Annotated in this window: 23 protein-coding genes; 14 read left to right on the top strand and 9 right to left on the bottom strand. The window is 73.7% G+C overall.

The annotated features are described in order from the left end of the window. Positions 1-58: 58 nt before the first annotated feature. Both F3L20_RS16685 and F3L20_RS16680 read right to left on the bottom strand, forming a co-directional pair. Positions 59-1,027: an aldo/keto reductase gene (locus F3L20_RS16685; RefSeq protein WP_150155069.1), complete on the bottom strand. Its 969-nt coding sequence runs from the start codon at positions 1,025-1,027 to the stop codon at positions 59-61. A 78-nt stretch (positions 1,028-1,105) separates the two neighbouring features. Beyond that, entirely contained in the window at positions 1,106-1,630 is a 525-nt protein-coding gene (locus tag F3L20_RS16680) for a flavoprotein (protein WP_150155068.1), read from the bottom strand. Between the two features lie 185 nt (positions 1,631-1,815). On the opposite strand from F3L20_RS16680, the gene F3L20_RS16675 reads away from it, so the two are divergent. Continuing rightward, positions 1,816-2,448: a LysE family transporter gene (locus tag F3L20_RS16675; RefSeq protein WP_150155067.1), complete on the top strand. Its 633-nt coding sequence runs from the start codon at positions 1,816-1,818 to the stop codon at positions 2,446-2,448. Positions 2,449-2,819: 371 nt separating this feature from the next. On the opposite strand, the gene F3L20_RS16670 is transcribed toward F3L20_RS16675, so the two are convergent. Continuing rightward, complete coding sequence (locus tag F3L20_RS16670) at positions 2,820-4,568, bottom strand: SpoIIE family protein phosphatase (protein ID WP_240810664.1); 1,749 nt, start codon at positions 4,566-4,568, stop codon at positions 2,820-2,822. A 235-nt stretch (positions 4,569-4,803) separates the two neighbouring features. On the opposite strand from F3L20_RS16670, the gene F3L20_RS16665 reads away from it, so the two are divergent. Beyond that, entirely contained in the window at positions 4,804-5,247 is a 444-nt protein-coding gene (locus F3L20_RS16665) for a nitroreductase family deazaflavin-dependent oxidoreductase (protein ID WP_150155066.1), read from the top strand. Between the two features lie 75 nt (positions 5,248-5,322). Here the strand turns inward: F3L20_RS16665 and F3L20_RS16660 are convergent, their stop codons facing one another. Beyond that, positions 5,323-6,234: a cation diffusion facilitator family transporter gene (locus F3L20_RS16660; RefSeq protein ID WP_150157369.1), complete on the bottom strand. Its 912-nt coding sequence runs from the start codon at positions 6,232-6,234 to the stop codon at positions 5,323-5,325. Positions 6,235-6,369: 135 nt separating this feature from the next. Here F3L20_RS16660 and F3L20_RS16655 point away from each other — a divergent pair, with 135 nt between their 5' ends. Next, positions 6,370-7,398: a glutathione S-transferase family protein gene (locus F3L20_RS16655; RefSeq protein ID WP_150155065.1), complete on the top strand. Its 1,029-nt coding sequence runs from the start codon at positions 6,370-6,372 to the stop codon at positions 7,396-7,398. A 93-nt stretch (positions 7,399-7,491) separates the two neighbouring features. Beyond that, complete coding sequence (locus F3L20_RS16650; protein WP_145824666.1) at positions 7,492-7,803, top strand: DUF4235 domain-containing protein; 312 nt, start codon at positions 7,492-7,494, stop codon at positions 7,801-7,803. 74 nt (positions 7,804-7,877) lie between these two features. On the opposite strand, the gene F3L20_RS16645 is transcribed toward F3L20_RS16650, so the two are convergent. After that, positions 7,878-8,270: a VOC family protein gene (locus tag F3L20_RS16645; protein WP_145824667.1), complete on the bottom strand. Its 393-nt coding sequence runs from the start codon at positions 8,268-8,270 to the stop codon at positions 7,878-7,880. A gap of 238 nt (positions 8,271-8,508) precedes the next feature. On the opposite strand from F3L20_RS16645, the gene F3L20_RS16640 reads away from it, so the two are divergent. The 3 genes from F3L20_RS16640 to F3L20_RS16630 all read left to right on the top strand — a co-directional run bounded on the left by F3L20_RS16640 (position 8,509) and on the right by F3L20_RS16630 (position 10,228). Beyond that, complete coding sequence (locus F3L20_RS16640) at positions 8,509-8,883, top strand: STAS domain-containing protein (protein WP_206338786.1); 375 nt, start codon at positions 8,509-8,511, stop codon at positions 8,881-8,883. A gap of 135 nt (positions 8,884-9,018) precedes the next feature. Next, positions 9,019-9,681, top strand: coding sequence for a DUF4230 domain-containing protein (locus tag F3L20_RS16635; RefSeq protein ID WP_150155063.1), 663 nt, complete (start codon positions 9,019-9,021; stop codon positions 9,679-9,681). A 70-nt stretch (positions 9,682-9,751) separates the two neighbouring features. Then, positions 9,752-10,228, top strand: a complete 477-nt coding sequence (locus tag F3L20_RS16630; RefSeq protein ID WP_150155062.1) for a VanZ family protein — start codon at positions 9,752-9,754, stop codon at positions 10,226-10,228. Positions 10,229-10,279: 51 nt separating this feature from the next. On the opposite strand, the gene F3L20_RS16625 is transcribed toward F3L20_RS16630, so the two are convergent. Both F3L20_RS16625 and F3L20_RS16620 read right to left on the bottom strand, forming a co-directional pair. Beyond that, a complete protein-coding gene (locus tag F3L20_RS16625; RefSeq protein WP_145824671.1) occupies positions 10,280-10,555 on the bottom strand; it encodes a hypothetical protein in 276 nt (91 codons plus the stop codon). A gap of 66 nt (positions 10,556-10,621) precedes the next feature. Then, the gene (locus F3L20_RS16620) at positions 10,622-11,431 is read right to left on the bottom strand and encodes an SDR family oxidoreductase (protein WP_150155061.1); all 810 of its coding nucleotides are present in this window, start codon (positions 11,429-11,431) and stop codon (positions 10,622-10,624) included. A gap of 126 nt (positions 11,432-11,557) precedes the next feature. Between F3L20_RS16620 and F3L20_RS16615 the strand changes: the two genes are divergently transcribed. The 5 genes from F3L20_RS16615 to F3L20_RS16595 all read left to right on the top strand — a co-directional run bounded on the left by F3L20_RS16615 (position 11,558) and on the right by F3L20_RS16595 (position 16,243). After that, positions 11,558-12,643, top strand: a complete 1,086-nt coding sequence (locus F3L20_RS16615) for a PHP domain-containing protein (RefSeq protein WP_150155060.1) — start codon at positions 11,558-11,560, stop codon at positions 12,641-12,643. Further along, positions 12,640-13,296, top strand: coding sequence for an HAD family hydrolase (locus F3L20_RS16610; RefSeq protein ID WP_150155059.1), 657 nt, complete (start codon positions 12,640-12,642; stop codon positions 13,294-13,296). Before F3L20_RS16615 ends, F3L20_RS16610 begins: the two co-directional genes overlap by 4 nt. Positions 13,297-13,342: 46 nt before the next feature. Beyond that, positions 13,343-14,548 (top strand): FUSC family protein, encoded by a 1,206-nt coding sequence (locus F3L20_RS16605; RefSeq protein WP_150155058.1) that lies wholly within the window; start codon positions 13,343-13,345, stop codon positions 14,546-14,548. Positions 14,549-14,854: 306 nt separating this feature from the next. Continuing rightward, positions 14,855-15,886: an SDR family oxidoreductase gene (locus tag F3L20_RS16600; RefSeq protein ID WP_150155057.1), complete on the top strand. Its 1,032-nt coding sequence runs from the start codon at positions 14,855-14,857 to the stop codon at positions 15,884-15,886. 66 nt (positions 15,887-15,952) lie between these two features. Then, complete coding sequence (locus F3L20_RS16595) at positions 15,953-16,243, top strand: hypothetical protein (protein WP_150155056.1); 291 nt, start codon at positions 15,953-15,955, stop codon at positions 16,241-16,243. Between the two features lie 496 nt (positions 16,244-16,739). On the opposite strand, the gene F3L20_RS16590 is transcribed toward F3L20_RS16595, so the two are convergent. Together F3L20_RS16590 and F3L20_RS16585 are read right to left on the bottom strand one after the other, a co-directional pair. After that, on the bottom strand, positions 16,740-18,029 hold the full coding sequence (locus tag F3L20_RS16590) for an ROK family transcriptional regulator (protein WP_150155055.1): 1,290 nt from the start codon (positions 18,027-18,029) through the stop codon (positions 16,740-16,742). 79 nt (positions 18,030-18,108) lie between these two features. Next, the gene (locus F3L20_RS16585) at positions 18,109-19,107 is read right to left on the bottom strand and encodes a phosphotransferase family protein (protein ID WP_150155054.1); all 999 of its coding nucleotides are present in this window, start codon (positions 19,105-19,107) and stop codon (positions 18,109-18,111) included. Positions 19,108-19,280: 173 nt separating this feature from the next. Between F3L20_RS16585 and F3L20_RS16580 the strand changes: the two genes are divergently transcribed. Together F3L20_RS16580 and F3L20_RS16575 are read left to right on the top strand one after the other, a co-directional pair. Further along, the gene (locus F3L20_RS16580) at positions 19,281-19,769 is read left to right on the top strand and encodes an FBP domain-containing protein (protein ID WP_150155053.1); all 489 of its coding nucleotides are present in this window, start codon (positions 19,281-19,283) and stop codon (positions 19,767-19,769) included. A 78-nt stretch (positions 19,770-19,847) separates the two neighbouring features. After that, entirely contained in the window at positions 19,848-21,098 is a 1,251-nt protein-coding gene (locus F3L20_RS16575; protein WP_150155052.1) for an FUSC family protein, read from the top strand. The last annotated feature ends 116 nt before the right edge of the window (positions 21,099-21,214 follow it).

Here is a 21,214-nt window from a genome sequence, read left to right as displayed (position 1 = left end):
CGGCGGGGCGCCCCCGCCAAGGCGCCCCGGCGTGGGAGGCCGCGCCGGGGCCGGGCGTTCAGTGGCCGGCGATGGGGTGGGGCGTGTAGGGCTGTTCGAGTTCCTCGATCTCCTTGTCGGTGAGTTCGAGGTCGACGGCGGCCACGGCGTCCTCGATGTGCCCGGGCTTCGCCGCTCCGACGATGGGCGCGGTGACCGTGTCCTGGTGGAGCAGCCAGGCGAGGGCGACCTGGGCGCGCGGCACACCGCGGGCCTCGGCGACGCGGGCCACCGCCTCCACGATCGCGCGGTCACCCTCCTGGTACAGGGTGCTGCCGAACTGGTCGGTGGCGCTGCGTTCGGTGGTGGCGTTCCACTCCCGGGTGAGCCGGCCGCGGGCGAGCGGGCTCCACGGCACCACGCCCACGCCCTGGTCGGCGCAGAGCGGCAGCATCTCCCGCTCCTCCTCGCGGTAGAGGAGGTTGTAGTGGTTCTGCATGGACACGAACGTCGTCCAGCCGCGCAGTTCGGCGGTGTACTGCGCCTTGGAGAACTGCCAGGCGTACATCGAACTGGCCCCGATGTAGCGGACCTTGCCCGCCTTGACGACGTCGTGCAGCGCCTCCATCGTCTCCTCGACGGGCGTGTGCGGGTCGAAGCGGTGGATCTGGTAGAGGTCGACGTAGTCGGTGCCGAGGCGGCGCAGGCTGTGGTCCAGCTCCGTCATGATCGCCTTGCGGGAGAGGCCGGCGCCGTTGGGTCCGGGCCGCATCCGGCCGTTCACCTTGGTGGCGAGCACGACGTCGTCACGGCGGGCGAAGTCGCGCAGGGCCCGGCCGACGATCTCCTCGCTGGTGCCGTCGGAATACACGTTCGCGGTGTCGAAGAAGGTGATCCCCGCATCCAGCGCCTGCCGGATCAGCGGCCGGGACGCCTCCTCGTCGAGGGTCCACTCGTGGTTGCCGCGGCCGGGATCGCCGTAGGTCATGCATCCCAGGCAGACGCGCGAGACCTCCAGGCCCGTCGAACCGAGCTTCACGTACTGCATCGTTGCTGCTCCTGCCGTCGGGAACGGTTCCTGTCGCAGGAGCGTACGTGTTCGTGCGCACTCGAAGCCGGGTGCGGCTCAGGCTCGCCGCAGCAGGTCCAGGGCACTCTCCCAGCGGAACTCCCGCCGTACGCCGTCCGCTTCGGGCCCGCCGGCGTAGGGGTCGCCGAAGCGGACGCCCATGCCGCGCAGCCGGGCGACGCTGTCCCGGTAGGCCGGGTGGGCGGCCAGGGCATCGGCGACGCAGGGCAGGACGGCGATCGGCACCCCGAGCCCGGCGGCCTCGCACAGGGTGCCGACGGCGAGGGTGTCGGCGATGCCGGCCGCCCACTTGTTGACGGTGTTGAAGGTGGCCGGCGCGACCACCACGGCGTCCGGCGCCGGGAAGGGGCGCGGGTCCTCGGGCCTTCGCCAGGCGGAGCGGATGGCGCGGCCGGTCCGCGTCTCGACGGCGGCGGCGTCGAAGAAGCCGTTCGTCGCCGTCGGCGTGGCGATGACACCGACCTCCCAGCCGCGCTCCTGCGCGGCGGTGATCAGCTGGTGGACGTCCGCGGCGACACCGGCGGCGCAGACGACGACGTAGAGGAAGGGCTTGTCGGTCACCCGGGCACCCTAACCACCCCCGGCCCGGGACCCGGACGGAAAACCGATTGCCGGTGCCGGGGGGCAGGCTCCAGGATCCTGCCCATGTCCACGTACACGCTTCCGCTGCCGTCGTCCGCCCTCGCCGTCGTCGCGGGCCGACAGCAGCAGTCCGGCGCCGGGGAAGGTCCGACTCCCGCGCGCTCGTGACGGCCGCGCTGCTCGCGGGGCTGCTGGCCGGCTACGGCATCGCCGTCCCCGTGGGCGCCGTCGGCACCTACCTCGTCTCCCTCACCGCCCGTACGTCCCTGCGCACCGGGGTGTGCGCGGCCCTCGGCGTCGCCACGGCCGACGGTCTGTACGCGCTCACCGCCGTCCTCGGCGGATCGGCCCTCGCCGGCGCCCTGCGTCCGGCGCTGGGACAGCTGCGCCGGGTGTGCGTGCTGGTGCTGGCCGCGCTGGCGGCCTGGGGCGCTGCCACCGCCGTACGGCAGTACCGCGGCCGGCGGCTCGCCACCCAGGCCGGTGCCACGCCCCCGAGCTCCGTGCGGGCGTATCTGGCGCTGCTGGGGATCACCCTGCTCAACCCGACGACGGTGATCTACTTCGCGGCGCTCGTGCTCGGCTCGCAGGGCGGGGCGGCTGCCGGGGCCGCGGAGCGCGCCGTGTTCGTGACGGCCGCGTTCGCCGCCTCGGCGAGCTGGCAGGTGCTCCTCGCCGGCGGCGGTGCCCTGCTGGGCCGGGCGCTGACGGGCCACCGCGGACGATTGGCGACGGCGCTGGTCGCGAGTGCCGTCATGACGGCACTCGCGCTGCGCATGGCCCTGTCCCCGTCCTGACGGACCGCGCCCGCCCCCACGGCCCGACGGACGTCACGCGCCCGGCCGCACGGCACCGGAACCGCCCCACGCACGGCACGCGGGCGGCCGCATCGCACCGGATCCCGCCCCACGCACGGCGGGCACCGGCCGCACCGCGCCGGAACCCGCCCCACGCACGGCAAGCGACCGGTCGCACGGCATTGCGTTCCGCCGGATGGACGGCACGCGGGCGGCCGGTCTCACGGCCTGGGCTCGTCCGGCGGACGGGGCGGGCCGCAGGGCCGAGGGGTCCGGGGCGCAGCCCTGGGACGGGGCGGGAAGGGGCGGCGGGGGCGACCCGACCCAGCCGCCCGGGCCGACCGCAGGGCACCGTCCCCCTGGAACGACGGTCAGTGGGTGCGGGCCAGGAGGAGGGTGACGTCGTCCCGGGGGGTACGGGTGGGCAGCGTTTCGACGACCTCCGTGCACAGGTCGTCCAGGGACGGTGTGGTCCGCCCCCGGGCGAGTGCCTCCCGCACGCGTTCCATCCCCACGTCGATGTCCTGCCGGCGGTCCTCGACGAGCCCGTCGGAGTACAGGGCGATCAGCCCGCCCGCCGGCAGGTCGAGGACCGTCGACTCGTACGGCAGCACGCCGTAGCCGAGCGGTGTGCCCGGGGGCAGCTCGGGGAAGGCGACGTGGCCGTCGGGGTGGGCCACGACGGGTGGCGGGTGCCCGGCCAGGGCCACCGCGCACGTCCGGGCGGCCGGGTCGTACACCGCGTAGACACAGGTGGCCCCGATGGTGCACCGCTCCGTCTCGCTCGCGTCGTTGTCCGCGGACAGGTGGACGGACGTCCGGTCCAGGCTGGCGAGCAGGTCCGCCGGGGAGAAGTCGAGGTCGGCCAGCGTCCGTATCGCCGTGCGCAGCCGTCCCATGGCTGCCGCCGCGGCGATGCCGTGTCCGACCACGTCGCCGACGACGAGCGCCGTCCGTCCGCCGGGCAGCCCGAAGACGTCGAACCAGTCGCCTCCCGCGCTGTACTCGGCGTCCGCGGGGAGGTAGCGGGCGGCCACCTCCAGGGCGTCGCCGCCGTCCACGCGGCGCGGCAGGAGACTGCGCTGCAGGGTGAGCGCCGCCGTGCGTTCGCGGGTGTAGCGGCGGGCGTTGTCCAGGCTGAGAGCGGCGCGGGAGACCAGTTCCTCGGCGAGCAGCCGGTCGCCGTCGTCGAAGGGGGCCGGATTGCCCGCCCGCACGAAGACCGCCACGCCCATGAGGAGGCCGCGGGCCCGGACCGGGACGACGAGCAGGGAGTGCATGCCGTACTGCTCGATCTTCTCGGCCCGTGCCGGGTCGCTGTCCAGCCAGCTGCCCGGGGAGGTGTCGAGGCGCGGCTGGAGCAGCGGGCGGCCGGACCGGAGGACCTGCATGAACGGGGACGCCTCGGGGACGTAGACGCCCTCGCCGGTGGCCCACAGGGACTCGGGGGTGCCGTCGAGGACGGAGGCGACGCCGGCCCGCCGGAAGGTCGGCACGCGTCCGTCGGCCGAACCGAGCAGCTCCAGCGGCTCGCCGCCGAGCCGTACCGCCTCGGTCAGGTCGACGGTCACGTAGTCGGCGAGCAGGGGAACGGAGAAGTCGGCGAGTTCCTGTGCCGTGCGCATGACGTCCAGGGTGGTACCGATCCGGGCGCCGGCCTCGCTGATCACGGCCAGCCGGTCCCCCACGCCCCGGCCGTTCCTGACGTCCAGCACCAGCAGGCACACGCCGAGTGGGCGGCCGTCCGTGTCGCCCAGCCGGAGGAAGGACGCGGTGAGGACCCGGGGCGCCCGTTCCCCGGGGCCGGGCGGGACGCGGTACTCGCGGCCGACGGCGCAGTGGCCGGTGGCGAGCACCTCCCGCATGACCGCCTCCAGCCCGGCGGCGTCGCCGGCGAGCGCCTGATGCGGTGGCCGTCCGAGCCGCCGCTCACGGGGGATGCCGTCGTATCGGCCGACGACGTCGTTGGCCCAGACACAGCGCAGACCGGTGTCCCACACGGCGAGTCCGAGATCGGAGCAGGTCAGCAGGGCCCGAAGGGCCGGGCCGGCCCGTTCGCCCGCCGTCCGGATCGCGTCCGCGACGCCCGGCGGTTCGGCTGCGGGATCCGCTGCTGCCACGATGTCCAGCCTCCCGGATTCGATCACGTCCTGGGCTTCGCGGGCCTTCGTCCATCAAATCGGCGCTCCGCCGACGGGGCAACTCGCCCGGCCGCCGCCCGGGACGCGGCAGGGTGCCGGGGCGACTCCGGCCGCCCGTGGCCGGGACACGCCGGTTCGGACGACTTCCGCGTGCGGCGGTGTGGGAGAAATGATCGACTCGGCCGCACAACGCGAGAACGATGGGACGGATGCCATGCCTCTCGAAGGCGAGTACGAGCCCAGCCCGACGGCCTGGGTGCGGGATCAGGTGGACCTGTACGAGCGGTCCGGCGGTACGGAGGGGACGACGCTGCAGGGCAGGCCCGTCGTCGTCCTGACCAGCCGGGGCGCGAAGAGCGGCAAGCTGCGCAAGACCCCGGTCATGCGGGTGGAGCACGGGGGCCGCTACGCGGTGGTGGCCTCGCTGGGCGGAGCGCCCAAGCATCCGGTCTGGTACTTCAACGTGCAGGCAGATCCGCATGTCGAACTCCAGGACGGCCCCTCCAAGTGGGACATGACGGCCCGTGAGGTCACCGGGGAGGAGAAAGCCGAGTGGTGGAAGCGCGCGGTGGAGGCGTACCCGCCGTACGAGGACTACCAGAAGAAGACCAGCCGTGAGATTCCGGTCTTCGTTCTGGAGCGGTCCGGGCAGGGCTGACGGATGCGGTGCGACGGGCCGGGAGAATCTTCCGGCCCGGTGCGCATGAAGCCCCGGCCCCCGGGCACACGAGCGTCAGGCCCCGCCGCGTTCCCCCGTCGCGGCGGGGCCCTCCCATGCCTCCACGGCGCCCCGGTCGGTGACGTCCAGGAACACCTGCTCCGCCTCGGGGACCGTCCGGACGATGGAGCGCTTGATGCGTACGGCGACCTGTTCGACCCGCTCGCTGTCGAGGCCCGGAACCAGATCGATCCGCGCGGCCACCAAGGCGGTGTCGAGCCCGGTCTTCATCGTGAACAGCGCCTCGACGCTGTCTATCTCGGGCTGGGCGCACAGGAGTTCACGAATTCGCTCGGTCGCCCGCGGGTCGGCGGCCTCGCCGATCAGCTGGTCGCGGGCCTCGCGGCCGAGCCGGTAGGCGACGTACACCAGCAGGACGCCGATGGCGAGCGAGGCGGACGCCTCCCACACCACCTGTCCGGTGCGCATGTGCAGGGCCATGCCGACGATGGCCAGGGTGACGCCGATCACCGCGGTGCCGTCCTCGGCGATGACCGTGCGCAGCGCCGGGTCCCCGAGTCCGCCGCCCTGCCGGCGCACCTGGTAGAGGGCGCGCAGCAACGAACCGCCCTCGGCGAGCAGGGCCACGCCGAGCACGACGAGTCCGGCGACGTAACCGCTCAGCTCTTCCTCTCCTCCGTTCCGCAGGGCGTCGATCCCCTGGTAGAAGGAGAAGCAGCCGCCCATCACGAAGATCCCGACGGCCGCGAGCAGCGACCAGAAGAACCGTTCCTTGCCGTAGCCGAAGGGGTGACGGCGGTCGGCGGGGCGCCGGCTGCGGCGCAGGGCGGCCAGCAGGAAGATTTCGTTGACGCTGTCGGCCACCGAGTGCGCCGCCTCCGACAGCAGCGCCGGGGAGGCGGCGGCCAGACCGCCGACCGCCTTGGCGGCCGCGATCACCAGGTTGGCCGCGAGCGCCACCAGCACGGTGACCCGCGTCTTGCGATCCGATCGTGTAGTCACGCGAGGCGATTGCCCCGGTCGGCCCAGCTCATACCGTGCCGTCGAGGGAAAACGGGGAACGCGGTCACAGGGACGTACCGACGACAGAGGGAGACGACCATGAGCGGCCGCGACGACGGAGGCGGCGGCAACAGCTCCTACGGGAAGAAGGCGTTCAAGCGGTCCAGGGCCCACTTCGCGGACCGGATCACGGCGGACGGCCGCGACGGATGGCCGGTGGAGGCCGGGCGCTACCGCCTGGTGGTGAGCCGGGCCTGCCCGTGGGCGAGCCGCGCGCTGGTCTCACGGCGGCTGCTGGGGCTGGAGGACGCGGTGTCCCTGGCCGTCACGGACCCGATCCAGGACGACCGCAGCTGGCGCTTCACGCTGGACCCCGGCGGCCGTGACCCGGTGCTCGGCATCCGGTACCTGAGCGAGGCCTACGACCGGCGGGAGACGGACTACCCGGGCGGGGTGAGCGTGCCGGCCGTGGTGGACGTGCCCAGCGGACAGCTGGTCACCAACGACTACCAGCAGAGCACCCTGGACTTCGCGACCGAGTGGACGGCCCTGCACCGCGAGGGCGCGCCCGACCTGTATCCCGCGGAGCGGCGCGACGAGATGGACGCGCTGATGGACGACGTCTTCCACGACGTCAACAACGGTGTGTACAAGGCGGGTTTCGCGAACGGGCAGGAGAAGTACGAGACCGCCTGCACGGCGCTGTTCCGGCGTCTGGAGTCGCTCGGGCGCCGGCTGGAACGGCAGCGGTACCTGGTGGGCGACACCATCACCGAGGCGGACATCCGGCTGTTCACCACGCTGGTGCGGTTCGACGCGGTGTACCACGGCCACTTCAAGTGCAACCGCTGGAAGCTGACGGAGAGCCGGGTGCTGTGGGGTTACGTCCGTGACCTGTACCAGACGCCGGGGTTCGGCGACACCGTGGACTTCGACCACATCAAGCGCCACTACTACCAGGTGCACACCGGCATCAACCCGTCCGGCATCGTCCCGCTCGGGCCCGACCTGGCCGGCTGGACGACTCCCCACCACCGGGAGGAGCTGGGCGGCCGGCCGTTCGGTGACGGCACCCCTCCGGGGCCGGTGCCGGCCGGTGAGGAGGTCGCGGCGCGCGGGCGCCCCTGACTTCCGGGCTTTGAGTTCCGGCCCCCGGCCTGTGGCCCCTGGGCCGACCGACCATTCATCCACGAGACGACGCAGCCGACCGAGGAGAGCGACGTGGCGAAGAAGAGCAAGAAGGCGAAGAAGAAGCTGCCCCTGGCGTACAAGCCGATCGGGTTCGCGCTGGGCTGGACCAGCGGCACCGTGGCGGGCATGGCCTTCCAGAAGACCTGGAAGGTGATCAAGAAGGAGGACAACGCGCCGGACGCGCTGGACCGGGACCGCCGCTGGAGCGAGATTCTGCTGGCCGCGGCGATCCAGGGAGCGATCTTCGCGGTGGTGCGCAGCGCGGTGGATCGCGCGGGGGCGAAGGCGATCGAACGGTCCACGGGGACCTGGCCGGTCCCCGACCAGGGTGGCCGCGACTGACCCCGCCCGTTACGGGTCTCCGGCCGCAAGTCGAGCGCCGGAGGGGCTGACTCCTGTCAGCCCCTCCGGCGTTCTCATCCCTGCTTCGGGGCCGTAGGCACGCCCCGCCGCACCGTGAAGGAGTGTCCCGCCGGGTCGGCGTACCCGCGCTCCTCGGTGGGTCCGGAGGAGTCACCGCTCTCCATCGGGCGGCCGCCCAGGCTCACGATCCGCCGCTCCACCCCGTCCAGGTCGTCCGTCACGAACTCCAGGTGCGCCTGGAGGGAGTTTTCCGGGCGGGGCCAGCTCGGCGCGGTGGCGTTGACGTCCCGGCGCAGGGCCAGGCGGAAGCCGTCGGCGGTCCGGATCTCCACCCGGTTGGCACTCGCGTCGACGTCGTCAGCCTCCAGCAACTCCCGGTAGAACTCGGCGAGTTTTTCGGGTTCGGCGCAGTCGAGCACCACCACACCCGCGGTCACCAGTGCCATGTCTCCTCCGAAGCGTCCGTGCGGGGCGCTCCGTCCCCGCCTCCAGGGACACCTGTCCGCGCTCGCCGCTTTCAGTCACCGCGCAGAGTGGCGAACGACTCGGTCACCCGGCGACGACATATGTCATTCGAACATGCTCGAATGCAGTCGTTGGCGGGTAACTTGCGGGAGGAGGACCGGTGTTGAGGCCAGGTGGCCCGTCCTCGTGACACGGAGCAGGCTTGGAGGCGATGGCGTCGTGCGGTACGAACCCCCGCCGTTGACCCGGTACCTGCGCGTGCGCCGCGAACGGGGCCACACGGTGCTGGAGTTCCGCGGCGAGATCGACATCGCGGCCGCCTCGGAGATCGTCCCGCACCTGGATCTGGCCACCGCCGAGGCGGACACCCGGGTGGTCATCGACCTGACCCACATCGAGTTCTTCGACGCGTCCGGCCTGCGTCTGCTCCAGCGCGCCCGGCACCGGCTGGCGCACGGGCGGCTGCTGCTGGTCTGCGCCCACCCGCTGACCCTGCGCATGCTGCGGATCACCGGCCTGTCGCGGCTGCTGCCGCCGTCGCCCGACCTGGACACGGCGCTGGCGCGGCCCGGGTCCCGCTCCGGCCCCGACTAGCCTGCTCCCGGGTCGGCCGCCCGCTGTCCGGCCGTGCGCCCCCGCGTGCTCCCGTTGCCGGGGCCTGTCCTCCAACTGCCTTGTCTGTTCCGTGGGATGGCGGGCATGCGGACGGGAGGAAGGAGGGCCGTCGCCATGACGACTCCGGTGAAGGGACGGGCCGCGCGGGTGCCCGGCTGGGTGAAGGTGCTGGGCTCCGTGGTGGTGCTGCTGGCCGTGCTGTTCGCCGGGATCCGGCTGAGCGTGCTGCCGGGGCTGAAGGACGTGTTCGGCACGGAGACCCGCGACCGCTCCGGGCCCGCGCTCCTCGAGTCCATCCAGGACATCAGCCGCTACGACGCCGCCTCGGGCAACTTCCAGGTGGTGGTGGACCTGGAGAAGGACACCAAGTTCCTGCCCGACGCCGTCCGCGGCAGCCGCACCCTGTACGTGGGCGCGGGCACCGTCGACGCCTATGTGGACCTCGGCGGGCTGAGGGAGGGCGACGTACGGGTCGACGAGGACCGCACCTCGGCCACCCTGCGGCTGCCCCGCGCGCGCCTCGGCACTCCGGCACTGGACGTGGACCGCTCCTACGCGGTGTCCAAGCAGCGCGGGCTGCTCGACCGGCTCGGGGACCTGTTCTCGGACAATCCCAACAGCGAGCAGGCCGTGCAGAAGCTGGCGGTGCGGCACATCCGGGAGGCGGCCGAGGAAAGCGAACTCACCGCCCGGGCGGAGGCCAACACCCGGGAGATGCTGCAGGGCCTGCTGCGTTCCCTGGGCTTCGAACGGGTGCGGATCAGCTTCGCCGGCTGACCGGACTGACCGCCCCGGCCGGGGGTAACCGCCGTATCACTTACGAACGTTGACGACTGGAGGACATTCGATGGCCCGCGCCGCCCCCCACCAGCTCCCGTTGCCCCTGCGGCTTCTGGTGCTGCTGTGCGCCTTCGTCTTCATGGTGGTCTTCGCGGTGGTTCTGGCCCGGCTCACGTTGCAGCCGTCCCCCGCCTCGGAGGCCCTGACGCACACCAACCTGCACCCGGGCCGCTCCCTGCGGGCCTATCTGGACCAGCCGGCGCTGAGGGACGCGGTCAAGCAGATCGGCGGCAACATCCTGCTGGGCGTCCCCTTCGGGGTGCTCGCACCGGTGATCGCGCCGCGCACCCGGGGCTTCCTGCGGATCCTGGTGCTCACGGCCGTGGTGATGCTCCTGGTCGAGGTCGCGCAGGGCGCGCTGGTGACCGGGCGCGCCTTCGACGTCGACGACGTCATCCTCAACACCGCTGGGGCGCTCATCGGCTACCTGCTCCTCGGCCGGCGGATGAGCCGGGCCGTGCACGCGCGCCGCACCAGGGAGTGAACCGGGCCGCCGCTCGTCTCCGCCTCCCGACGGGCGGGGACGAGCGGCGCGCTACGGCTCCTTCTTCTGCTCCTCGGGGACCCGGGGGGCCTGACGCGAGGACCAGGTGAACTTGTCCCCGCCCACCCAGCGGACCGTGTCCGGGTCGTCGAGGTCGTGCACGGTGATGCCGTACGCGACGGCGGCCTGCAGCACGTCGGTGACCGACCTGGCCTCACCGACGACCTGTCCGTCGATCTGCACGATCCGGAACGGCGGCGGCCCGGGCTGCACCCCGAGCACCATGATCCGCGGCTGCGACATGTACGGGCTCGCGCTTTCGGTCATGAGTCGAGAGTAGAGCGCGAAGGGCGCGAACGCGGCATCCGGGACACGGCACCCCGTACGCACCCCTCAGGGACGCCGCCAGTCGTCGCTGGTCAGGTGCGACCCGGCCTGCGGTCCCATCCGGAGCATCCCGCCGTCCACGCTCCACGAGGCACCCGTGACGTACGAGGCGTCGGGCCCGGCGAGGAAGGCGATCACCGCGGCGACCTCGCGGGCGTCACCGGGCCGCCCGAGGGGGATGCCGGGGCGCCTCTCGGTGTGCGGATCGGCGTCCTCCTGGCCGGTCATGGGGGTGGCGATCTCGCCGGGGGCGACCGCGTTCACGGTGATCCCGTGCTCGGCGAGCTCCAGCGCCATCACCTGGGTGAGCAGCCCGAGACCGCCCTTGGCCGCGCAGTACGGGGCGGCCCCCACCCGCGGCTGGTGTTCGTGCACGGACGTCACGTTGACGATGCGGCCGCCGTCACCCTGCCGGATCATGTGCCGCGCCGCCTTCTGCCCGCACAGGAACGGGCCGAGCAGGTCGACGTCAAGGACCTCCCGCACCTTCTCCGGCTCCAGGTCGAGGAAGGGTGTCATCGTGCCGGTGCCGGCGTTGTTGACCAGGACGTCGACGCGCCCGAGCCGGGCGCACAGCTCGTCGACGGCGCCGGCGGCGCCGGGCAGCCGGGTCAGGTCCAGATGGGCGACCTCGGCACGGCATCCGTGGGAGCGGACCTCCTCGGCGGTCCGCTCCGCGCCCTCGCGGTCGCTGTTCCAGGTGATGCCCACGTCCATCCCCGCCGCGGCGAGGCGTACGGCGGTGGCCCGGCCGATACCCGAGTCCGCGCCGGTGACCACGGCGACCTTGCCGTTGACAGGAGTGGAGAGTGACATGCGGGCCTCCTCGTCGTCGCTGTGCGGGATGCCGGGTCGCAGTACCCCCGCGGACGCGGGCCAACCGTCCCGGCCGCGGCGTGCGGCCCCGTCCGCCCTGGGGAACCCTGGAGCGAGGAGGTGACCATGGACCCCGTCGAGGCCCTGGACGACATCGCGTTCCTGCTGGAGCGGTCCCTGGCTCCGACCTACCGCGTGCGTGCCTTCCGCACGGCGGCGCGCGCGCTGAAGGAGCTGGGCCCGGACGAGGTGCGCGAGCGGGCCGCCGCCGGGACGCTGGAGCGGCTCAAGGGGGTGGGGCCGAAGACCGCCCAGGTGGCGCGGGAGGCGCTGGCCGGGGACGTGCCGGAGTATCTGCGCACACTGCGTGAGGAGGCGGACCGGGAGCCCGCGGACCGGGCGGGCGGCGAGCTGCGGGCGCTGCTGCGCGGCGACTGCCATCTGCACTCCGACTGGTCGGACGGCGGCAGCCCGATCGAGGAGATGGGCCGGACCGCCGCCGCGCTGGGGCACGAGTGGGCGGTCCTCACGGACCACTCCCCCCGGCTGACCGTCGCGCGCGGGCTGTCGGCCGGCCGGCTGACCGAACAGCTGGACGTGGTGGCGGAGCTCAACGAGACCTGGGCCCCGTTCCGGCTGCTGACCGGAATCGAGTGCGACATCCTCGACGACGGCTCCCTCGACCAGGAGCCGGAACTCCTCGCGCGGCTGGACGTCGTGGTGGTGTCCGTGCACTCCAAGCTGCGGATGGACGCCCGGTCGATGACCCGCCGGATGGTGGCCGCCGTACGCAACCCCCACTCCGACGTCCTCGGGCACTGCACCGGGCGGCTGATCACCGGGCGCGGCCGGCCGGAGTCGCAGTTCGACGCGGACGAGGTGTTCGCGGCGTGCGCGGAGACCGGCACCGCCGTGGAGATCAACAGCCGGCCCGAGCGGCTCGACCCGCCCCGGCGGCTGCTGCGGCAGGCGGTGGACGCGGGCGTGCTGTTCTCGGTGGACACCGACGCGCACGCCCCGGGCCAGCTGGACTGGCAGATCCTCGGGTGCGCCCGCGCCGAGGAGTGCGGGGTGCCGCCCGGACAGGTGGTCACCACCTGGTCGGCGGACGAGCTGCTGGCCTGGACCCGGGACCGGGCCACGCCGGCCGGCGTGGCGAGCGGCGGAGGTGGTACCCGTACCGGTCCACGAGGAGAGGAAGGACCTTCATGACACGGGCGGCGGTCTTCGACGTCGACGGCACTCTGGCCGACACCAACCATCTGCACGTCACGGCCTGGTGGGAGGCGTTCCGGCAGGCCGGGCACCAGGTGCCGACGCACGCGATCCACCGGGCCGTGGGGCTGCCCTCCACCGACCTGATCGCGCATCTGCTGGGCGAGGACCGGGACACCTCCCGGGACGACGAGCTGAGCGCCGCGCACAAGACGCTGTACGGGCAGTACTTCGACCGGCTGCCGGCCCTGCCGGACGCCGGACGGCTGCTGGAGCGGCTGCACGACGACGGCTGGACGGTGGTGCTCGCCACCTCGGCCGGCGGGGCGGAACTCGGCGCGCTGCGCCGGGCGATCGACGCGGACCGGGCGATCACCGCGACCGCGAGCGCCGACGACGTCGACGAGGGCAAGCCCGCACCGGAGCCCGTCGAGCATGCCCTGGAGCTGGCCGGGGTGCCCGCCGAGCGGGCGGTGTTCGTCGGCGACACGGTGTGGGACATGCGGGCCGGCTCCCGGGCCGGGGTGCGCTGCGTGGGTCTGCTGTGCGGGGGCATTCCGCGCGCCGACCTGACGGAGGCCGGCGCGGACGTGGTGTACGACGGTCCGGCGCAGCTGCTGGCGTCGCTGACGGACTCCCCGCTGGCGTGAGATTCCCCATGCGTGACCGGCGGTGGCGCGGGGAAACCCGCAGCTCATGACGCGGGTGATCGACGAGACACGGGACAGGGGCTCCGCCGGGCGGGTGGCCCGCGCGGCGGACGCCGTGCGGTGGGAGGCGCGCTCGGTGGGCCGGGCGGCGCGGGCCGTCGTCCGCGGTCCGGGGCGGGAGCGGGACCTGCTGGTCCAGTCGCTGAAGGCCGCGCTGGCGGCGCTGCTGGCCTGGCTGGTGGCGCAGGTCTGGCTCGACGACCCGATGGCGCTGATGGCGCCCTGGGTGGCGCTGGTGCTGGTGCAGGCCACCGTCTACAGCTCGCTGGTGCAGGGGGCGCGGCAGTTCGCCGCGATCTGCGTCGGCGCGCTGGTGGCGTCGGGCGCGCAGGCGGTCACCGACGACAACACGGGTGCCATCGCCCTGTCGGTGCCGGTGCTGGTGCTGCTGTCGAACTGGCCGCGCTTCGGTGACCAGGGCATCTACGCCGCCACGACGGCCGTGTTCACCATCGCGTCCGGGACGGTGAGCGCGACCGCCGTGGGGCACCGGCTGGGGCAGGCGGCACTGGGTGCGGCCATCGGGGTCGCGGTGAACGCGCTGATCCTGCCGCCGGTCCATCTGCGGGACGTACGGGAGAACCTGGCGGCGCTCGCCCGGGAGGCGGGCGAGGTGCTGCACGCCGTCGCCGGGGACCTGAAGGAGGACGAGTGGGACGCGCAGTCGGCCGTCGGGCGGCTCGACACGGCGAAGCGGCTGCAGGACCGGCTGGACGCGCTGCACTCGGCGCGTGGCTGGAGCCGGGAGAGCCTGCGGCTGACCTCGGGCATCCTGCGCTCCCTGCACCGGGCGCCGACGGAGGCGCTGCCGGCGGAGGACGAGGACGAACGCTTCAGCCGCATCACCGGCCATGTCACGGCGCTGACCCGCACCCTGGCGGTGGCCGCGGACGAGGAGCGCTCGCCCGTCGCGCCGGACGCCGAGGTGCTGCGCTCCTACGGGAAGCTGCTGGAGCTGCTCGGCGACAGCTGCCACGCGGAGGCGCACCGGTTGCTGGGCGAGGAGGGGGCGGCGGACCCGCTGCTGGACGAGCGGACCGAGGCGGCGATGCGGGACCTGCACACCCGGCTCCAGGAGGGGCTGACGGAGCAGGCGGGCAAGGGCGCGGCGCGGACGGCGGTGCTGGGCACGCTGGTGCTCCAGGCGGAGAACCTGTGGTCCGACCTGGACCCGGGGGCGCGGGGCCGCTGACCTCCCGCGGAACGTGGTGACCCAAGTCACCGCCCCGGGGCGCCGTCGGCGGAACACATCGGGGCCGTTGCCCGTTGAACAGTCCGTGGGTGCGGATGGGACAGTGTCCCCGGGCCTCACCATTCGCCCACAGGGACGATCGTTCGGCTGAAGCCCTGTGGAGCCCTTCGCCGAGAGGCGACCGCCATGCGCACCCACCTCTGGCCGCCCCGGCCGTGATTCCCCCGTCACGGCCGGGGCTTTCCACTTCCCCCTCCCGGGTACCCGGGAGCCTCCGCGGAGCGTTCCGGCCGGAGGGAGCGGAAGGTGAGCAGCGCAGCAGGCATCAGGGTCGTCGTCACCGGCGCCACCGGCAATGTCGGGACCAGCGTGGTGCGGGCCCTCGCGGAGGAACCGGAGGTCGGCTCCGTCCGGGGCCTGGCCCGGCGGATCCCCGACTGGTCGCCGCCGAAGACCGAGTGGTCGGCGGTGGACCTGGCGTCGGACCGGTTCGACCTGGTCCAGGAGTTCGCGGGAGCCGACGCGGTCGTCCATCTGGCCTGGGCGTTCCAGCCCACGCACGATCCCGCGACCACCTGGCGCAGCAACGTGCTCGGCAGCATGCGGGTGTTCGACGCGGTGGCGCGGGCGGAGGTGCCGGCGCTGGTGCACGCGTCCTCGGTGGGGGCGTACTCCCCCGGCCCGAAGGACCACACGGTCGACGAGTCCTGGCCTACGCACGGCTGGCCGGACGCCGCGTACTGCCGGGAGAAGGCGTACCTGGAGCGGGGCCTGGACATCGTGGAGCGCGACCGTCCCGCGCTGCGGGTGGTGCGGATGCGGCCCGCGTTCCTCTTCAAGCGCGAGTCGGCGAGCGAACAGCGGCGCATCTTCGGCGGCCGCTGGCTGCCGGGGCAGCTTGCCCGGCCGGACCTGCTGCCGTTCCTCCCGGACATCCCGGGGCTGCGGATGCAGGTGATGCACACCGACGACGCGGCGCGGGCGTACCGGCTGGCCGTGCTGTCCGCGGACGCGCGCGGGCCGTTCAACCTCGCGGCGGAGCCGACGGTCGACGTGGAGCTGCTGGGTGAGATGTTCGGCACCCGCCGGGTACGGCTGCCGCGCACCGCGGCCCGGTCGGCGGTCGCCGCGGCCTGGGGGCTGCGGCTGCTGCCCGCCTCTCCGCACCTGTTCGACGCGGTGCTGCGGCTGCCGCTGATGGACTGCACCCGGGCACGGGTGGAGCTCGGCTGGCGGCCGACGCGCGCCGCGACGGAGGTGGTGGAGGAGTTCCTGCTGGGCATGCGGCAGGGCGCCGGAGAGCGGACGGAACCCATGCGAGGCCGCGCGGTGGGCTGAGCGGCGCGGTTTCGCGCGCCCCCACGGAGGTACCCGCGAGGGCCGTACGGATGAAGGGAGAGGGTCGTGACCGACCACCGCCTCGAGGGACCCGGTGAGAACGGCGTCGGTATCCCCCGGGATCTGCCCGACCAGCAGGCCGGACCCGACGAGGACCCCTGGGAGGTCGCGCCGGCCGCCGCGGAGCGGGAGAGCGAGCGCAAGGCCGAGGAGGCGAAGGGGCGCGACCCCGACGAGGACGGCGAGGACGGTGAGGACGTCCCCGACACGGACGAGGCGGGCACCGGCCGCCAGGGTGCCCCCCACTCGGCGGCGTCCTACCCGGAACATCCGGTCCCGGACGAGTCCACGGGCTGACCCGACCTCGGTGCCGTGCGCCTCAGCGCGAGGGCGTGGCCCTGGGGCGGACAGGTGGCGGGGCCCATCCGCCCCGGCAGGCGACGCGGTGCGGCTCACCTCCGCGTGGATGTGCGCCGTGCGCTGTGGGGCCCACCACGCCGGCCCGGGACACTCCAGCCGCAAGGGACGCGTCGCCGTAGACGGGTCGACCGGGCGCGGGACGTGTCACCGGGCCACTCGCCCGGCGCCGAACGCGCTCCGGCCTCGCTCCGGGCGGTCCCCCAGGGGCCCGCGGCAGCGCGCGGCGCGACACCGCAGCTTCCGCCCCGATGCCGAGCGGCATCCCGTGTCCCGCCCGGCTCGGGACGCGTCTCCGGACGGGCCCCGGCTCAGCGTGGGCGCGAGTCGGGCACCCCGGCGCGGAACATACCTCCCAGGTTCCATCCCGCGCAGCACGCGGGCCCAAGCTCCTCCCCCCCCCGGCGGGGGGTGCGTTACCGCGAAGCCCCGCGGCTCAGCGGGGGAGGCGTTCCTGGAGGGCCGCGTGCCAGGCGGGGGCCGGGACCGTCGGGTCGGGGGTGGGGCGGCGGCCGCCTCGGGTGAAGAAGTCGGCGAGGGGCAGGATCGCGGCGCCCACGGTGACGGCGTCCGGGCCGAGCCGGCCCAGTTCGATCGTCACCTTCTGCGCCGGGTGGCGCAGCGCGTACGACAGGGCGTGCCGGCGCACGGCCGGCAGGAAGCGGGAGCCGAGCTGCAGGCCGGCCCAGCCGCCCATGAGGATGCGTTCCGGCTGGAAGAGGTTGATCAGGTCGGACAGGCCCGCGCCCAAGTACTCGGCGGTCTCCTCGAGGACCGACAGGGCGACGGGGTCGGCGGCGGCCCCGTCGGCCGGGTAGGCGGCGGCGAGCATCCCGGTGAGCGCCGTCTCCTCGTCCGTGCCCTCCGGCACCCGGCCGCCCTCCTCACGCCAGCGGGCGAGCAGCGACTCGGCGCCCGCGTACGCCTCCAGACAGCCCAGGGCGCCGCAGCGGCAGCGGCGGCCCCGGACCCGTACGGTCAGGTGCCCCCATTCCACCGCCCGGCCGTGCTCCACCTGCGGGGTGACCAGGCAGGCGCCGACGCCGGAGCCGAACAGGACGACCAGGGCGTTGCTCGCGCCGCGTCCCGCGCCGAACCACATCTCGGCCTGTCCGAGCGTCTTGGCACCGTTGTCGATGAAACAGGGGACGCTCCCGGGCAGCGGGGAGCCGTCGCGGAGCAGGGACTCCAGCGGTACGGCGTCCCAGCCGATGGTCTGGCCGTGCACGACGGCGCCCCGGTCGGGGGTGTGCTCGACGATGCCGGGGACGCCGATGCCGACGCCGAGGAGCCGCTCGGGAGCGAGGTCCGCGGCGGCGAGCACCTCGTCGATGCCGGAGCGGATGTGGTCCACGATGACCTCGACCTCGTACCGCTGGTGCTCCAGCGGGCGCTCGGCGCGGGCCAGCTCGGTGAGGGTCAGGTCGAACAGCTCGATGCGGACCCGGGTCTCGCCGACGTCGACGCCGATCATGTGGCCGCTGAGCGGGGCGACCCGCAGCAGGGTGCGGGGGCGGCCGCCGTCGGAGTCGACGCTGCCGGCCTCCTCGACCAGCCCGTCGGCGACCAGGTCGGCGACCACGTTGCTCACGGAGCCGGAGCTGAGGCCGGTCGCGGGGCCGAGTTCGAACCGGCTGAGGGGGCCGTCGAAGTAGAGCCGCTGCAGCACGGCCGCGCGGTTGGCCCGTCTGAGGTCGCGCACCGTGCGCCCGTTCCGCCCCGCCATGTGGCTCCTCCCGAAACCCTGCCCGACCTGCAACATACCGCCGGACGGTTGCCCGGCGCGACTTTTCCGCACCCTTAGTTCATGCTGTGAACTTGGCCGTGGTGAGTGCGGCGATCTCGTCCAGCACGGCCTCCAGGTGCGGGCCGACCCGCTCCCGGACCCGCCCCGCGGCCTCCGCGCCGACGGCCCGCGGCACCGTCTCGGTGAGCATGATCAGGTCGAGGTAGGCGCGGTACTGGGCGAGCCGGAGCCGGGCTCCGTCGTCGAGGACCAGGCGGCCGCCCTCCCGCGCGTAGCCGGCGAGGAACGCCTCGTCCCGCCGGATGTCGTCGAGCAGCGCCAGGGAGGCGAGGTCGGCGAGCGGGTCGCCCCAGAACATCCGCTCCCCGTCGATCAGGCCACCGATCCGGGCCGGGCCGTCCGCCGGGCGGTCCACCAGGATGTTCCCGGGCCACAGGTCGAAGTGGACCAGCACGGGCACGGTCACCTCGTCCAGCGCCGGAGCGGCGGCCCGCAGCACGGCGGCCACCTCGTCGACGGGGCGGGGCAGCCAGGGGCGGTGGTCGCGCGCGTCGGCGAGCACGGCGTCGGTCATGGCGGTGAAGGCGGTACGCCAGTCGGGGGCGAGCGGGCCGAGCGCGCCCGAGGGGTAGCCGTAGGCGGTGCCGGTGACCCGGTGCAGCCGCGCCGTCCGACGGCCCAGTTCGGTGCGCAGCACGGTCCGCTCCGCCGGGGTGGGTTCCGCCTCGGGCCAGGGCACGCCCGGGCAGGCGGTCATCAGCAGGTGCGGTACGGCGTCGTCCGCGGCGAGGGACACGACGCGCGGCGCGGGCACCCGCGCCTGGGCCGCCCCCTCGTAGAACGCGGCCTCCGCGACCAGCAGGCGCCGCTCGTGGCGCAGGCCGGGGGCGGTGGGCGGGGGCGGGACCTTCAGTACGTAGCGGGTACCGTCGCGGAGGGTGATCTCCTCGACGGTGTTGTAGGTGCCTCCGGCCAGCGGGCGCACCCCGGCCGGCGCGTCGGACGGCAGACCCGCGCGGGCGAGCACCCGCCGGGCACGGTCCTGCGAATCCCCCATCGTGCGCTCCCCTCCCCTGGGTGACTGCGGTACAGCGTACGGAACTCCCCCGGGCCCGGTGTCCGGGGGAAATTCGGTGGCCCGTACAGGGGGTGGGTCCCTACGCTGACCGACGAAACCTAGACCCCCTAGGTTTCCCTCGGGCTTGACCCCATCGCACAGGAGACGACCTCATGAGAGCACTCACCGAGCAGGACATCCGCGGTTCCTTCATCAACTGCTCGAAGGGTGAGGCGAAGCGGCTGAACGTACCCCGGGACCTGGCCGAGCGTCCGTGGGACGACCTGGACTTCCTCGGCTGGCGCGACCCGGGGGCGCCCGACCGCAGCTATGTGGTCGTCGAGCGGCAGGACGGGCTCGTCGGGGTGGCCATGCGCTTCCAGCCCGCGCAGCGGGGTTTCCTGCACCGCAGCATGTGCTCCCTGTGCCTGACGACCCATCCGCGGGGCGGGGTGTCGCTGATGACCGCCCGCAAGGCGGGCCCGGCGGGCCGTGAGGGCAACTCGGTCGGCGCCTACATGTGCACCGACCTCGCCTGCTCCCTGTACCTGCGCGGGCTGAAGGTGCCGGAGACCGGGGCGCGGTTCGAGGAGAGCCTCACGCTGGACCAGCAGATCGACCGCACGAGGGGCAATCTCCTCGCCTTCATCGCCAAGCTGTAGTCCGTTGCCCGTCCCCCGGGCGACTGCCGTCACACGGCAACACGTTCGTCACACGGCCGGAGGGGGAACCGTCCGAGGATGCACGTTCGCCAGATGATCACGCCTGCCGTCCGGCTCGTCAAGCAGCACCGGGACCCGCTGACCGTGCAGTTGGTACGGTCGGCGGCCGCGGCCACCCTGGCCTACATCATCGCGGTCCGGCTGAGCCCGGAGGCCGCGCCGCTCACCGCCCCGCTGACGGCACTGCTCGTCGTGCAGGTCACCCTGTACTCCACCCTCACCACCGGCCTGCGCCGGGTGAACTCGGTGGTGACCGGCGTGGTGCTGGCGATCCTCTTCAGCCTGCTGGTGGGTCTGACCTGGTGGAGCCTCGGGCTGCTGATCCTCGCCGCGCTGTTCGTCGGCAAGCTGGTGCGGGCGGGCGAGTTCGTCCAGGAGGTGGCGATCAGCGCGATGCTCGTGCTCGGGGTGACCACCCACGGGGACACCGCCTGGGCCCGGATCGTCGAGACGCTGATCGGCGCCATCGTCGGGATGGCGTTCAACCTGCTGTTCGCGCCTCCCGTGTGGGTGGAGGAGGCCGGCCGGTCGATCGAGGAGCTGGCGCGCCGGGTGCGGCAGCTGATGCTGCGGATCGGTGAGGAGGCGGCGGGCCGCCCGCCCGCCTCGCGCGCGGCGGCCCGGCTGCACGAGGCGCGTCGCCTGGACCACGACATCAGCGAGGTGGACGCGGACCTGCGGCAGGCGGAGGAGAGTCTGCGGCTCAACCCGCGGGTGCGCGAGGGTCTGCTGCACCGGGTGGTGCTGCGCACCGGTCTGGACACGCTGGAGATCTGCACGGTGGTGCTGCGGGTCCTGGCGCGCACCCTGACCGACCTGGCCAAGGAGCGGGAGCCGGAACGTCTCTTCGAGGAAGAGACGGGGGCGGTCTTCGAGCAGTTGCTGGCGGAGATCGCCGACGCCGTCGTGAGCTTCGCCGTGCTGGTCACCACGAGCGTGAGCGCCAACGCCGAGTCGGCGGAGGAACGGCTCGCCTCGCAGCTGCGCCAGGCGGAGGGGACCCGGGACAAGCTGGCGGAGCTGCTGTACGCGGAGGCGGGGCGCGACCCGCAGCGCTGGCAGCTGCTCGGCGCCCTGCTGACGGAGGTCAACCGCATCCTCGACGAGATGAACACCGAGCACCGCACCCGGCGGCTGTTCGAGGAGCTGGACCGGCACTCGCGGGAGCAGCGCGAGCGGCTGCCCCGGCTGACCCGGATGCGGGACCGGATGAGCGTCCCGGACCGGCTCCGGCGTGACCGCCGCGCGACATCGGGACGTCAGCGGTGAGCCGGGCACCCCGCCGGTGCGGCACCGTAACCGGCGGGGAGGCCCGGCTCCTGCTTCGGGCGCCGCGCCCGGCCCGCACGACCGGGTGTCCCTTGCAGACGGCCGGTGAGAGGGAC

It is taken from the genome of Streptomyces tendae (assembly GCF_008632955.1).
In the GTDB taxonomy this organism is placed as follows: Bacteria; Actinomycetota; Actinomycetes; order Streptomycetales; family Streptomycetaceae; genus Streptomyces.
This window is presented reverse-complemented; position numbering and strand designations above follow the sequence as displayed.